10 protein-coding genes are annotated in these 14,240 nt (G+C 70.2%); 6 read left to right on the top strand and 4 right to left on the bottom strand.

What is annotated here, in order from left to right; all coding sequences use genetic code 11:
- Nucleotides 1-7: 7 nt before the first annotated feature.
- Nucleotides 8-3,289, bottom strand: a complete 3,282-nt coding sequence (locus J5X86_RS33795) for a GH92 family glycosyl hydrolase (RefSeq protein ID WP_208520497.1) — start codon at nucleotides 3,287-3,289, stop codon at nucleotides 8-10.
- Nucleotides 3,290-3,520: 231 nt separating this feature from the next.
- Here J5X86_RS33795 and J5X86_RS33800 point away from each other — a divergent pair, with 231 nt between their 5' ends.
- Nucleotides 3,521-4,402 (top strand): GNAT family N-acetyltransferase, encoded by an 882-nt coding sequence (locus J5X86_RS33800; protein WP_208520498.1) that lies wholly within the window; start codon nucleotides 3,521-3,523, stop codon nucleotides 4,400-4,402.
- Nucleotides 4,403-4,491: 89 nt separating this feature from the next.
- Here the strand turns inward: J5X86_RS33800 and acnA are convergent, their stop codons facing one another.
- Complete coding sequence (gene acnA / locus J5X86_RS33805; protein WP_308124800.1) at nucleotides 4,492-7,209, bottom strand: aconitate hydratase AcnA; 2,718 nt, start codon at nucleotides 7,207-7,209, stop codon at nucleotides 4,492-4,494.
- Nucleotides 7,210-7,631: 422 nt separating this feature from the next.
- On the opposite strand from acnA, the gene J5X86_RS33810 reads away from it, so the two are divergent.
- The 3 genes from J5X86_RS33810 to J5X86_RS33820 all read left to right on the top strand — a co-directional run bounded on the left by J5X86_RS33810 (nucleotide 7,632) and on the right by J5X86_RS33820 (nucleotide 10,850).
- On the top strand, nucleotides 7,632-8,531 hold the full coding sequence (locus tag J5X86_RS33810) for a LysR family transcriptional regulator (RefSeq protein ID WP_208520500.1): 900 nt from the start codon (nucleotides 7,632-7,634) through the stop codon (nucleotides 8,529-8,531).
- Between the two features lie 90 nt (nucleotides 8,532-8,621).
- Nucleotides 8,622-9,191, top strand: coding sequence for a Uma2 family endonuclease (locus J5X86_RS33815; RefSeq protein WP_208520501.1), 570 nt, complete (start codon nucleotides 8,622-8,624; stop codon nucleotides 9,189-9,191).
- Between the two features lie 129 nt (nucleotides 9,192-9,320).
- Nucleotides 9,321-10,850 carry a UDP-N-acetylglucosamine 1-carboxyvinyltransferase gene (locus J5X86_RS33820; RefSeq protein ID WP_208520502.1) on the top strand — a complete coding sequence of 510 codons (1,530 nt, stop codon included), beginning with the start codon at nucleotides 9,321-9,323 and terminating at the stop codon, nucleotides 10,848-10,850.
- A 125-nt stretch (nucleotides 10,851-10,975) separates the two neighbouring features.
- Here the strand turns inward: J5X86_RS33820 and J5X86_RS33825 are convergent, their stop codons facing one another.
- Complete coding sequence (locus J5X86_RS33825; protein ID WP_208520503.1) at nucleotides 10,976-11,917, bottom strand: LysR family transcriptional regulator; 942 nt, start codon at nucleotides 11,915-11,917, stop codon at nucleotides 10,976-10,978.
- Nucleotides 11,918-12,115: 198 nt separating this feature from the next.
- Here J5X86_RS33825 and J5X86_RS33830 point away from each other — a divergent pair, with 198 nt between their 5' ends.
- Nucleotides 12,116-12,844, top strand: a complete 729-nt coding sequence (locus J5X86_RS33830) for an SDR family oxidoreductase (RefSeq protein ID WP_208520504.1) — start codon at nucleotides 12,116-12,118, stop codon at nucleotides 12,842-12,844.
- 53 nt (nucleotides 12,845-12,897) lie between these two features.
- Nucleotides 12,898-13,521, top strand: coding sequence for an NADPH-dependent F420 reductase (locus J5X86_RS33835; RefSeq protein WP_208520505.1), 624 nt, complete (start codon nucleotides 12,898-12,900; stop codon nucleotides 13,519-13,521).
- Between the two features lie 79 nt (nucleotides 13,522-13,600).
- Here J5X86_RS33835 and J5X86_RS33840 read toward each other — a convergent pair whose 3' ends face one another.
- Nucleotides 13,601-14,179, bottom strand: a complete 579-nt coding sequence (locus tag J5X86_RS33840; RefSeq protein ID WP_208520506.1) for a TetR/AcrR family transcriptional regulator — start codon at nucleotides 14,177-14,179, stop codon at nucleotides 13,601-13,603.
- Between the last annotated feature and the right edge of the window lie 61 nt (nucleotides 14,180-14,240).

The raw sequence follows: 14,240 nt of genomic DNA on the forward strand, positions 1-14,240 counted from the left end.
GCGTCCGTCAGCCGCGGGCGATCGCGAAGACGTGGAGATCCGCGTTGTCGGGCAGGGTGACGCTCTTGACCGTCTTGCCCTCGGGCGCGTGGAACGCCTTCGTGGCGAAGATGTACGCGTCCACCACGTCCTTGTCGCCGCCGCTGATGTTGCGGTAGCCGGTCTTGGCGAGGGTCACGTTCCCGTACTGGACCGTTCCGCCGCCGCCACCCACCGTCCAGTCGGTGAAGGCCAGCTCCGCCTCGTCCGAGCTGCCGTCGGTGTAGGTGATCTTGACGGTGGCCTTCTGGTTGCCGTTGACCGCGCTGCCGATGAAGGAGAGGCCGGTGGACTCGGGCAGGGTGATGGTCTGACCGGTGGCGGAGGCGTTGTCGGGGCGGCCGGGCGGGGAGGCGGGCCAGGTGAAGTCCAGGCCCTGGGTGGTGCCCTTGGCGCCCGGCTCCAGGCCGGCGGCGGCGAGGGCCTGGCGGGAGTAGCTCCAGCCGCCGCCGTCGTAGTCGCCCTCGTCGTGCTCGCCGTCGTCGGCGGTCGCGCCGGTGTTGTTGTACGCGGCGAGCAGAGTGCCGGGGGCGGCGACGGTCAGCGTGATCGGCTGGACGACCTTGGTGTCCTCGCTGGTCACCGTCACCTTCGCGTCGTAGAAGCCCTCGGCCGTATCCTTCCCCGCGCGCAGGGAGATCTCCGCCGTGCCGTCCGGGCCCACCGTCCCGGAGGCGGGTGAGGCGGTGAGCCCGTCGGGGGCGTCGGTGGTGAAGCGCACCTCGGGGCGGTCGCCCTCGCCGACCGGGACGGCGGCCACCTTCACGGTCAGGCTCTCGCCCGGGGCGAGCGTGCCCGTGGTCGGCCCGACCCCGATCTGGTACGGCTGCTCGCCCTCGCGGAAGGAGGGCGGGGCGTCGGACGGGGACGCGCCCCAGGCGTGGTCGGGGGCGTCGGACAGGGTGTAGTCCAGCGTGCCGCCGTGCCGTACGAAGGACTCCGGCAGCCAGGGGCGGTCGCTCGCCCGCCCGTTCACCTTCAGCGACTGGACGTACGGCGCGTCGGGCGCGGCCTGCGGGGCGCGGATGGAGATGTCCCGGGCGCCGCGGTCGATCTCGATCCGCGGGAAGAGGGGCGAGGCCAGGACGAGTTCGGCGCGGGAGGGCACCTGCGGGTACATGCCGAGGGCGGAGAAGACGTACCAGGAGGACATCTCGCCGAGGTCGTCGTTGCCGGGGATGCCGTCGGGCTTGGTGGTCCACAGCTGACGCATCGCGGCGCGCACGGTCTCCTGGGTCTTGTACGGCTGCCCGGCGTACGCGTAGAGATAGGGGACGTTGATCGACGGCTCGTTGTCCAGCTCGGACTTCTCACCGCCCTTACCGGTGAGCGCCCAGCCCCCGTCGGCGCCGTGGAAGAAGGCGTCCAGGCGCTTGATCGCGGCGTCCTTACCGCCCATCGCGGCGAAGAGACCGGCGGGGTTGTGCGGGACCATCCAGGTGTACTGGGCGCTGGTGCCCTCGACGAAGCCGTTGCCGGTGGCCGGGGTGAAGCCGGTGACCCAACTGCCGTCGGCCTTACGGTTGGCGATATAGCCGCCGGTTTCCGGGTCGGCGGCGGCGTTGAAGTTGTTCTGCCACCACTGGGCGCGGTGCGCGAAGGTGTCGGCGGTGTCCTTACGGCCCGCGGCCCGCGCCAGCTGGGAGAGGGCGAAGTCCGCGCCGGACATCTCCAGGGTCTCGGCCGCGCCGCCCCACGCGTTGGAGACGGACGGCATGTAGTGCAGCTTGAGGTACTTGTCGAGGGAGGGCCGCTGGCCGGCCGACATGATGGGCTTGCCCGCCGGGCTGAGGTCCTTCTCCGTCGGCACGGTGGCCGCCTTGAGAAGCGAGTCGAGGGCGGCGTCGAGGTCGAAGTCGCCGCCGCCGAAGGCACGGATCCCGGCGAGGGCGGCGGCCGACGGATCGCCGTTCATCACATGCGTCCCCGAGGCGCCCTGGAGCCAGCGGTCCCAGACGCCGCCGTTCTGCTGGGCGAGGTTCAGCAGGGACTGGGCGATGTCGGAGCCCGCCTCCGGCTCCAGCAGGGTGAGGAGCTGGAGCTGGGAGCGGTAGATGTCCCAGCCGGAGAAGGTGCCGTACTGGGCCCGGTGGCCCCGGCTCACCCGGTGCACCTCACCGTCGCTGCCCCGGTAGCGGCCGTCGGTGTCGCTGATGACGTTGGGGTGCAGCAGGGAGTGGTAGAGCGCGGTGTAGAAGGCGGTACGGTCCGCGTCAGCGCCGCCACCGACCCGGATGGCGGAAAGCTGCCGCCGCCAGGCGTCGTACGCCGCAGTGCGCACCTGGTCGAAGCCGCGCCGCGGCGGGTTCTCGGCGGCGAGGTTGGCCCGGGCGCCCTTGTCGTCGACGTAGCTGATGCCGACCTTGACGCCCACCCGGCGGGTGCCCGGGGCGAATTGGAGATAGCCGCCGGAGCCCTTCCCCGCCACCGGGCGGCCGTCGGTGCCAAAGCCGCCGGAGCCGCCCTCGGCGCTGGTCGTGCCGGGCCGCAGCGTGCCGTCCTGCCAGGTGCCCTGTGCGGTGAACGCGGTGTCGAACGTGGCGGTGAAGTGCAGCGTGTAGTAGCTGCGGCGCCCCTCGGGGTCGAGATAGCCGCAGAAGTTGCCGCTGGTCACCGAGCCGGAGACAGTGCGGTGCGCCGGGTCGATGGTGAGGTCGGCGTCGCTGCTGCCGACCTCCGAGGAGGAGGTGCGGATCAGCAGGGAGGCGGTCTTGTCCGCGGGGTAGCTGAAGCGGGCCGAGCCGGTACGGGCGGTGGCGGTCAGCTCCGCCCCGGCGCCGGAGGCGAGGGAGACCTTGTAACGGCCGGGTTCGGCGGTCTCGTCGGAGTGGCTGAAGTCGGAGGCGTAGACCTGGTCCTTGGTGTCGGCGGCGGGTGAGGAGGTGACCTCGCCCACGTGGGGGAAGAAGGGGATGTCCCCCGCGCCGCCCGCACAGCCGGTGCCGGACATATGGGTGAGGCTGAAGCCGCGGACGCGGGTGGCGTCGTAGTGGTAGCCGCCGGGCGCGGCGGTACGGGTGGCGTCGCCGCGGGTGTTCTCCGGGCTCCACGACAGCATGCCGAAGGGGGCGACGGCGCCGGGGAAGGTGTTGCCGCCGGCCGAGCTGCCGATCAGCGGATCGACGTACGCCGCCGGATCCTTGACCAGCGTCGGCGGCGGAGCGGCCGAAGCGGGCGCGCCGGCCGCGGTGGCGAGGAGCCCCGCGGTCAGGGCCGCGGCCGCCAGGGCGGCCAGGGGTCTTGAGGGCATTGCGGTCCCACCTTGTCGGAAGGGCCGCGATCACCGGGTCGAACAAGCCGTGGGGACCGTACCGCACGGGGGCCGTCGGCCGTAAGAGTGCGCGAACGGTCTTGACAGGGACACCCGGTTGGCGGCGTACTGATCGTTAAAGTCATGCTGACAACGTTGTCGCGTTCGCCGGTCGAGCAAGCCGCTTCCGCGTACCGACAATCCCCTCACCGGACGCGCCATCATGGGCTCATGATCCTCCGCCAGCTACGCGACACCGACGAGGACGCCGAGGCCGCCTGGGAGGTGGTGGCCGCCGCCTTCGGGGACGCCGCCGCCCTCGCGGGCAAGGACGGATGGCCGCCGGGGTACATCACCGAGATCCACGACCGGCACCGGCATCTCGCCCGTACCGACCCGGGCGGCTGCTGGATCGCCCTGGACGGCGCCGGTATGCCGCTCGGCGTAGCGCTGTCCGCGCGGCGCGAGGGCACCTGGGGGCTCGCGCTGCTCGCGGTGCTGCCCCGGGCCCAACGGCAGGGCGTGGGCCGTGAGTTGCTGGCCGCCGCGCTGCTGTACGGACGGGGCTGCCTGCGCGGCATCATCTGCGGATCGGAGGATCCGCGCGCGGCGAGCACCTACCGGCGTGCGGGATTCGCGCTGCATCCGGCGATGCGGCTGCGCGGCACCGTCGGACCGGAGACCAAGGAGCGGCTGTCCCCGCCCGACGGCGCCGTCCACGAGGGCCTGGCCCGCCACCGGGATCTGCTGGACTCGGTGGACCGCCGCACCCGGGGCGGCGCGCACGGCGCCGACCACGAACTGCTCGTGCGCCAGCGGCGACTGCTGGTCGTGGACGACCTGGCGGGCAGCGGCTACTGCTATGTCGCCGAGGACGGCAAGGTCGAGCTGCTGGCCGCGACCTCGCGGCGGCTGGCGAAACGGCTGCTGACGGCGGCGCTGCTGTGCCTTCCGGAGGGCACCGACGCCCGGGTCGCGGCGCTGACGGCCGAGCAGCAGTGGGCGGTGGACGTGGGGCTGGAGGCCGGGCTCGAGCTGTCCACGAGCGGCTATGTGTGTCTGCGGGGCATGCCGCCGCCGATGCCCTACATCCCGTCCGGGACGTTTCTCTGATCGCAAGGCATCTGGTACGCGGACGGGCCGCACCCCCGCCGGGGGTGCGGCCCGTCGCCGCTGCCGTAAGCCGCCGCCCTAAGCCGTGCTTACTTGCGGATCAGCGAGCGCAGCACGTACTGCATGATGCCGCCGTTGCGGTAGTAGTCCGCCTCACCGGGGGTGTCGATGCGCACCTTGGCGTCAAACTCCACCGCGCCGGCCTTGACCTTGACGGTCTCCGGGATGCCGCCCTCGTTGAGCGCGGTGACGCCGGTGACGTCGAAGGTCTCCTCGCCGGTCAGGCCCAGCGACTCCGCCGAGGCCCCCTCGGGGAACTGGAGCGGCAGGACGCCCATGCCGATGAGGTTCGAGCGGTGGATGCGCTCGTACGACTCGGCGATGACGGCCTTGACGCCGAGCAGCGCGGTGCCCTTCGCGGCCCAGTCGCGGGACGAGCCGGAGCCGTACTCCTTGCCCGCCAGGATGACCAGCGGGGTCCCGGCGGCCTGGTAGTTCTGCGACGCGTCGTAGATGAACGAGACCGGGCCGTCCGCCTGCGTGAAGTCGCGGGTGAAGCCGCCCTCGGTGCCGGGCGCGATCTGGTTGCGCAGCCGGATGTTGGCGAAGGTGCCGCGGATCATGACCTCGTGGTTGCCCCGGCGCGAGCCGTAGGAGTTGAAGTCACGACGCTCGACACCGTGCTCGGTGAGGTACTTGCCGGCCGGGGTGTCGGCCTTGATCGCACCGGCCGGGGAGATGTGGTCGGTGGTGACCGAGTCGCCCAGCTTGGCCAGCACGCGGGCGCCCGCGATGTCCTGGACCGGGCTCGTCTCCATGGTCATGCCCTCGAAGTACGGGGGCTTGCGCACGTAGGTGGACTCGGCGTCCCACTCGAAGGTGTTGCCGGTGGGGATCGGCAGGGCCTGCCACTGCGCGTCACCGGCGAAGACGTCCTGGTAGGACTTGTTGAACATGTCCTCGCCGATGGCGTTGGCCACGACGTCGTTGACCTCGGCCTCGGTCGGCCAGATGTCCTCGAGGAAGACCGGCTTGCCGTCCTGGTCGGTGCCCAGCGCGTCCGTGGTGATGTTCACCTTCATCGAACCGGCGAGGGCGTACGCGACGACCAGCGGCGGGGATGCCAGGTAGTTCATCTTGACGTCGGGGTTGATCCGGCCCTCGAAGTTCCGGTTGCCGGAGAGCACCGAGGTGACGGCGAGGTCGGCCTCGTTGACGGCCTTGGAGACCTCGTCCGGCAGCGGGCCGGAGTTGCCGATGCAGGTGGTGCAGCCGTAGCCGACGAGGTTGAAGCCGACCTTGTCGAGGTAGGGGGTCAGGCCCGCCTTGTCGAAGTAGTCGGTGACGACCTTCGAGCCCGGGGCCAGGGTGGTCTTGACCCACGGCTTGCGGGTCAGGCCCTTCTCGACCGCCTTCTTGGCCACCAGGGCGGCGGCGACCATGACGTACGGGTTCGAGGTGTTGGTGCAGGAGGTGATCGCGGCGACGGTGACGGCGCCGTGGTCGATCTCGTACGTCGAACCGTCGGGGGCGGTGACCAGGGTCGGCTTGGTGGGCACGCCGTTGGAGACGGCCGGGGCGTCGGAGGCCGGGAAGGACTCTTCACCGGCCTCGTCCAGGTCGGCCACGGGGAGGTAGGCGCGGACGTCCTGGGCGAACTTCTCGGCCGCCTCGGCGAGCACGATGCGGTCCTGCGGCCGCTTGGGACCGGCGATCGACGGGACGACCGTCGACAGGTCCAGCTCCAGCTTCTCGGAGAAGTCGGGCTCGGCGGCCGGGTCGAGCCACAGGCCCTGCTGCTTGGCGTACGCCTCGACGAGCGCGACCTGCTGCTCGGAGCGGCCGGTGAGCTTGAGGTAGTTCAGGGTCTCGTCGTCGATCGGGAAGATCGCGGCGGTGGAGCCGAACTCCGGCGACATGTTGCCGATGGTGGCGCGGTTGGCGAGCGAGGTGGCGGAGACGCCCTCGCCGTAGAACTCGACGAACTTGCCGACGACACCGTGCTTGCGCAGCATCTCGGTGATGGTCAGCACGAGGTCGGTGGCGGTGGTGCCGGGCTTCAGCTCACCGGTCAGCTTGAAGCCGACGACGCGCGGGATGAGCATCGAGACGGGCTGACCCAGCATCGCGGCCTCGGCCTCGATGCCGCCGACGCCCCAGCCGAGCACGCCGAGGCCATTGACCATGGTGGTGTGGGAGTCGGTGCCGACGAGGGTGTCCGGGTAGGCCTGGCCGCCCCGGACCATGACGGTGCGGGCCAGGTGCTCGATGTTCACCTGGTGGACGATGCCGGTGCCGGGCGGGACGACCTTGAACTCGTCGAACGCGGTCTGGCCCCAGCGCAGGAACTGGTAGCGCTCCTTGTTGCGGCCGTACTCCAGCTCCACGTTCTGGGCGAAGGCGTCGTTGGTGCCGAACTTGTCGGCGATCACGGAGTGGTCGATGACCAGCTCGGCCGGGGCCAGCGGGTTGATCTTCGCCGGGTCGCCGCCGAGCTCCTTGACGGCCTCACGCATGGTGGCGAGGTCCACCACACACGGCACACCGGTGAAGTCCTGCATGATCACGCGGGCCGGCGTGAACTGGATCTCCTGGCTGGGCTGGGCCTGCGAGTCCCAGTTGCTCAGGGCGCGGATGTGGTCGGCGGTGATGTTCGCGCCGTCCTCGGTGCGGAGCAGGTTCTCCAGCAGAACCTTCAGGCTGTATGGAAGCCGGGCCGACCCCTCGACCTTGTCCAGCCTGAAGATCTCGTACGATTCGTCGCCCACCTGCAGGGTGCTGCGGGCGTCGAAGCTGTTCGCCGACACGACAGTCTCCTTCATGCATGATTTCGCGCGTACCACCGCAATGCTGCCGTCACATGCCCGCGCCGATCCGCTAAGGTATGGCTAAGTTAGGCAAGCCTTACCGGCGCGGGGCGGCGATGTGCCTTCCAGCAGATATCTCGATGTCGAGATAACTCTAATACATCGCCCCCGCGCGGTCATGCCCTGCCCGGGTGCGAGCGCGCCCCCGGGTCGGTTCATGGGTGCTCACCGGCGTTCACCGGTAAGGGTGACCGCTTGCCGTAAGGGCCCCGGATGACGGCGTTCCGCGTTAGACCTGAGGCCATGAGCATGTGCGCGGACGCGACCGACGGCCCCGGAACGGACGACGGCCGGGCCCGAACCGGCCCCGGTCACCCCCGAGTTCGGAACTGAGCCGCCCCGGCCCCCGCGATACTGCTGCCATGGACCCGCACCTGCTCCGCACGTTCGTCTCCGTGGCCCGCTGCGGATCCTTCTCCGACGCCGCCCATGAGCTGGGCTTCACCCCGGCGGCGGTCTCCGAGCACATCGCGTCCCTCGAAGCGGATCTGCGCACGTCACTGCTGACCCGGCGGCCGGTCATGCTCACCAGCGCGGGCGCACGGCTGCTGGAACACGCCGGTCCGCTGCTGCTGCGGCTGGACGCGGCGCGGGCCGACGTCGAGCGGCTGTCGGGGTCCGGCGCCGCCCGGCTGGTGGTGGGGGCCTCGCCGCTGGCGATGACCCCGAGAATCGCCGCGGCCCTGGACCGGGTGCGCCAGGCGCATCCGGCCATCCGGGCCTCGTTGCGGATCCTCGGCCGCCGGGAGATCCCGGCGGCGGTGGCGTCCGGGGTGCTGGACCTGGGGCTGGTCGACGGCCCGGCCACCCCCGCCGACGCCCTGCCGCTGCCCGAGGTGGGTCCGCTCACCGCGGTCACGGTCGCGGAGGCCCCACTGGTGGTGGCCCTGCCCACCGGTCACCCGCTGGCCCGCCGGCTCGGCCTGCGGCTGGCCGACCTCGCCGACGCCCAGTGGCTGGACGCCCCGGACGCCGCCATGCCGCTCGCACAACTGCGCGCGATGAGCCGGAGCGGCGGCTTCCGTGCCTCGCTGACGTACGAGGGCACCGATGTACGCGGCCTCGTCGCCCTCACCGCCGCGGGCCACGGCCTGACCCTCCTCCCCCACCCCGCCACCAAGGGCGCCCCCGGCATCGTCACGGCCCCCTTGATCGCCCCTCGCCTGGTCCACCGCACCGAACTCCTCCACGGCCCCGCGGTCGACGGCCCGGCGCGGACGCTGGCGGCGGTGGTGACGGGGGATCGTCACCGGTACGGGTGATCGCTGGGCACATTTACCCAAGCTCATGGAGGATTGCGATAGACCTTGCGCAGTCGTCATGCTGCAGTGACGACGCCTGGTGGAGGACCGATGAGCGCGCAACCCCATTCGGAAACGGCTTCGTATGTGGCCGACGACCCCGAAACCGCATTGAAGTACGCGATCCAGCACATCCGGGGGGATGGCCGGGTGCAGATCGTGGAGGGGGTCATCGAGCAGTTGTCACCGACATGGGACCACGAGAACGCCGCCGACGTGATCCGCGAACAGATCGGGCCGGTCATGCGCAAGCTCGACTGCAGAGCTGGGTCGGGAAATCTGGACTTGCCGGGCAGCAGCAATTGGTACGTACCGGATCTGGCCGTTGTGCCACGCGAGCTCGCCAAAGGCGGAGGAGCCCTGCTTCCCGACCAGACCTTCCTGGTCGTCGAGGTGACCTCCGACTCGAACGGGGACACCGACCGGATCGTCAAGCGGCGGCGCTACGCCGAGTACGGCGCCCCGCTGTATCTGCTGGTCGACCGGCAGCAGCGCGCCTGCACGCTCTATTCCGTACCAGGGAGCCTTGGCTACACCAAGGTGGACGGCCCCCACCCCTTCGGCACCCCCCTCGCGCTCCCGGAGCCGTTCGATCTGGAGCTGGACACCTCCGAGTTCTGATGGGCGGCAGCCGCCTGCGAGGCGGGCGGCTGAGCGCGCGCCAACGAGAGGAAACACACCCGGACGGCCGTCACTCCTCCGCCCCCTCCGGTCGCGTGCGCATCTCATATGTGAGATAGCCTCTTCTGCATGACTGACGACTACCTCGCACGTATCGGCAAGCTCATCCGTGACGCCCGCCAACACCGAGGCTGGACCCAGTCCCAGCTCGCGGAGGCGCTCGGCACAAGCCAGAGTGCGGTCAACCGCATTGAGCGGGGAAACCAGAACATCAGCCTTGAGATGATCGCCAGGATCGGCGAGGCCCTGGACAGCGAGATCGTCTCCCTTGGCTACGCGGGCCCGATGCACCTTCGGGTGGTCGGCGGCCGGAGTCTGTCCGGTGCCATCGACGTCAAGACGAGCAAGAACGCGTGTGTGGCGCTGCTGTGCGCCACGTTGCTCAACGCGGGCCGTACGACACTGCGGAGAGTCGCCAGGATCGAGGAGGTCTACCGGATCCTCGAGGTCCTGGGCAGCATCGGCGTACGCACCCGCTGGATCAACGACGGCGCCGATCTGGAGATCGTGCCGCCCGCCAAGTTGGACCTCGAGGCCATGGACACCGAGGCCGCCCGCCGGACGCGCAGCGTCATCATGTTCCTCGGTCCGCTGCTGCACCGGATGAACCACTTCCGGATTCCCTACGCGGGCGGTTGCGACCTCGGCACCCGTACCGTTCAGCCGCATATGACCGCCTTGCGCCACTTCGGCCTCGAAGTGACCGCCACCGACGGGATGTACCACTCCGCGGTCGACCGCTCGGTCGCCCCCACCCGCGCCATCGTGCTGACCGAACGGGGCGACACCGTCACCGAGAACGCGCTGCTGGCGGCCGCCCGGCACGACGGCGTCACGGTGATCCGCAACGCCTCGTCCAACTACATGGTCCAGGATCTCTGCTTCTTCCTGGAGGAGTTGGGCGTCAAGGTCGAGGGCGTGGGCACCACGACGCTGACCGTCCACGGCGTCGCCCACATCGACCGCGATGTGGACTACTCGCCCTCCGAGGACCCGGTCGAGGCGATGAGCCTGCTGGCCGCCGCCGTGATCACCGAGTCGGAGCTGACGATCCGCCGGGTGCCGGTGGAGTTCCTGGAGATCGAGCTGGCCGTCCTGGAGGAGATGGGGCTGGATCACGAGCGCGGCCGGGAGTACGCGGCGGACAACGGCCGCACCCGGCTGGTCGACCTGACCGTGCGGCCGTCCAAGCTGCAGGCCCCCATCGACAAGATCCACCCGATGCCGTTCCCCGGCGTCAACATCGACAACGTGCCCTTCTTCGCGGCGATCGCGGCCGTCGCCCAGGGCTCGACGCTGATCCACGACTGGGTCTACGACAACCGCGCGATCTACCTCACCGAGCTCAACCGGCTCGGCGCCCACGTCAAACTCCTCGACCCGCACCGCGTCCTGGTCGAGGGCCCGACCCGCTGGCGCTCCGCCGAGATGATGTGCCCGCCCGCCCTGCGCCCCGCGGTGGTCGTCCTGCTGGCGATGATGGCCGCGCCGGGCACCTCGGTCCTGCGCAACGTGTACGTCATCAACCGGGGTTACGAGGACCTGGCCGAGCGGCTGAACTCGATCGGCGCCCAGATCGAGACCTTCCGCGACATCTGACCCAGCGTCTGCCGCCGCACCCGGTCCGACCTGCGAGGCAGCACGTCAGGAGGAGGTGCGGCGGCAGCCGTGGCACTTCTTGCCGGAGATGAACTCGCCTGCTGGGGTTGGTCGCGCGGCGATGGTCAGGAGGACGGCCCTGGCGTCGCGGCCGACGCGCCGCCCTCCGCGAGCTGAGTCCGCACACCGCGAGGCACACGCACGCCGTGACTGCGCAGGTTGCCGATGAACCGTGCGACGAGCGGATCCGGTTCTCCGGACGTCACCGCCACCAACTGCCTGACCCACCGCGGCGAGAACGGCCGCACGGCGCCCGGAAAGCCGTCACTGACCGCGCTCACGGGGCATACGGCGACTCCCAGACCGGCGGCCGCGAGCTGTGGTGCCGCGGTCGTCACCGATGTCCTCATCACCGTCTCCAGGCGGACTCCGGCGCGGGCGAAGGACTGGTCGAGCCAGGCGCTGAGGCCGTTGTCCGGTGCGAAGTGAACGAGCGGCGCCCCTTCCAGATCCTCAAGGCGTACGGCCGGTTGCCGGGCCAGCGGGTGGCTGTTGGGCGTCGCCAGCACGATCTCTTCCTCGGCGACGGCAGTGATCGTGAAGCGGTCGGACGAGGGAGTGGGCAACAGGGCGACATCGGCTTCGTCGGAGTCGACGAGGCCGAGTGCCTCGTCCATCGACGTGGACTCGCGCAGAGTGATCGCCACGTCCGGGTGGCGGCGGTCCCACTGGCGAATGACCGGGGCGAGCAGCGCCACGCTGAGGCTCTGCGCACTGACCAGCCGCAGCACTCCTCCGGCCGCCTGCCCCGCCGCACGTGCCGACCGCACCGCGGAGGCGGCCGCCTCGATCGCCCGCCTGGCATCCGCGACGGCGGCACGCCCTGCGGGAGTGAGCTTGACCCCCCGGGGTTCACGTCGAAGCAGGATCGTTCCGGCCTCGCGTTCCAGGGAGGCGATCTGGTGAGAGACAGCGGGCTGCGACGAATGCAGCAGCAGGGCGGCCTGCGTGATCGATCCGGAGTCCGCGACCGCGACAAGGCACTCCAGTGCCCGAAGGGTAGCCATATATCAATCTTATCGCAGCGGACTGAAGCATGAATGACGTCGATGTAAGGCCCTACCCCTTCTGGCATGAGAAGAATCTATGGCAACGCGTATTTTTATCGATGCTCCGACGGGAAGGACTCGTACCTCCCTGGCTGTTGGACTGGCCGACGAGGACGGGTGCACCGCCTGTCCTGCGCTACATGCGTGGAGCATTCGATGCCGTATTCACTGAAGGACAAACGCGTTCTGATCGTGGGAGGCAGCTCGGACATCGCTGCCGCCCTGGCCACTGATCTCCTCCAGGAGGGCGCGCGGGTCACGCTCGCGGGCCGGAACATCGAGAAGACGACCGTCGCGGCGAAGTCCATCGGGGATACCGTCCGGCCCATCGCCCTCGACCTTTCGGACGAGGAGTCGATCAAGGCAGCCGCGGATCAGGTCAGGGCCGACGGCGGACTCGACCATCTCGTCAGCGTCGCCACGGAGCGGAGCAACGGACCGGTCGCCTCCCTTGAGCGCCGCGCGCTGCTCGCGGCCTTCGACGCCAAGGTCGTGGGCCCGATCCTGCTGGCCAAGCACTTCGCCCAGTTGATCGCCGAGAACGGGTCGCTGCTGTTCTTCTCCGGCCTGGCCGCATGGCGGCCGTCGCCGGGACTCGTGGCGATGGCGGCCACCAACGGCAGCGTGAGCACGCTTGCGTCCGCCCTCGCGGTCGAATTGGCGCCCACGCGTGTCAACGCCATCTCGCCCGGCGTGATCGACACCAGCAACTGGGACACCGCGGTACCCGACAAGCAGGAGTGGTTCCGGCACATCGCAACCTCCGCGCCGGTGGGCCGGGTCGGGGATCCCTCCGACGTCTCGGCCGCCGCCCGCGCGTTGCTGATCAACCCGTACATCACCGGCGAGACCCTCCACGTCGACGGCGGAGCGCGCTGGTCCTGAACCCGGCCGAAGCCGCACAAGTACAGAGCAGCGACAAGGAAGAGAGCACTCACATGAGCAACATCAGCATCATCGGCCTGGGACAAATGGCCCGCGTTCTCGCCACCCGCGCGCTCGATGGCGGCAACGCCGTCGAGATCATCGGCCGTGACGCGGCCAAGACCGCCGACGTGGTCGACGCGCTCGGCCGCGGCGCCACGGCGGGACAAATCGGCGCCGCCCCGGCCGGAGACATCGTCATCCTCGCCGTGCCCGCCACCAGCGCCGCGCCGGTCGTCAGTCAGTACGGGGACGCGCTGGCCGGCAAGGTCATCGTCGACATCACCAACCCCTTCAACCCCACTGCCACCGGGCTGGTCACCCCTGACGGCACCGCCCTCGCGCAGCAGATCGCCGAGGCCGCCCCCGAGAGCGCCCATGTCGTCAAGGCGTTCAACACCATCTTCGGCCATGTCCTGGCCGAGGACCGCCCGCTGGACGTGTTCATGGCCGGCGACGACGCGCAGGCCAAGGCGAGCATGTCCGCGTTCATCGAGAGCATCGGACTGCGCCCGCTGGACACCGGCGACCTGAAGATGGCGCGGTGGCTGGAGGGAGCGGGCCTGCTGATGATGGGCCTGGGCCGCCATGGCGTGGGGAACTACAACTTCTCTCTCGGCGTCAGCCTTCCCGGCTGAGCGCACCTGCGCCCGCCGCTGCCGCACATCCGGCGCGTGAAGCCATCCAGTCCATGGACAACACCGTGAGGTCGTCCGGTCAGCCCAGCGACGCGCTGGCCGCACGCAGTTCGTCCAGGGCCGCCAGGGCGTACCCGGCGAGCTCGTCCTTGCCGTCACGGTCACCCTCGGACCATTCGGCGTACCCCCGCTTGAAGGCGAGGAGGCCCAGTTCGCCCGCGAGAGCCGCGGTCGGATCGGGTACGCCACGGGCGACCAGAGCGGTTGTCATCGCGGCCGCGAGGCTGACGCTTTTGAGGGCGTCACGCTCTTGAAGCTCGGCGCTGGCGGCGACGGCCGCCTTCAGACGAGGGACCAGTTCTCGATTGATGGGGCCCATCGCACTCGAGGCGCGCTCGAGACCGGCAGCGACCGCCTCGAGCGGACTGGCGCCCTCGGGCGCCTCGGCGATCCCCTCGGCCAGCAGCCGGCTCAGCGTCTCCTGCCCGGCCACCAGCAGCTCGCGCTTATCGGGGAAGTGCCGGAAGAACGTGCTTTTGGTGACCCCGGCGCGCTCGGCGATCTGCGCAACCGTCGTGGCGTCGTACCCCTGCTCGGTGAACAGGTCGACCGCAGCCACGACGAGGCGTTCGCGCGCCCCTGGTTCCCACCTGCCCATGGGCTCATCATAGGCGATGGGACTCTTGTCCCATCACTCGGCTATAGTGACGGGACAAGAG

The sequence above is a fragment of the Streptomyces sp. NEAU-YJ-81 genome (genome assembly GCF_017592595.1).
Classification (GTDB): domain Bacteria; phylum Actinomycetota; class Actinomycetes; order Streptomycetales; family Streptomycetaceae; genus Streptomyces; species Streptomyces hygroscopicus_B.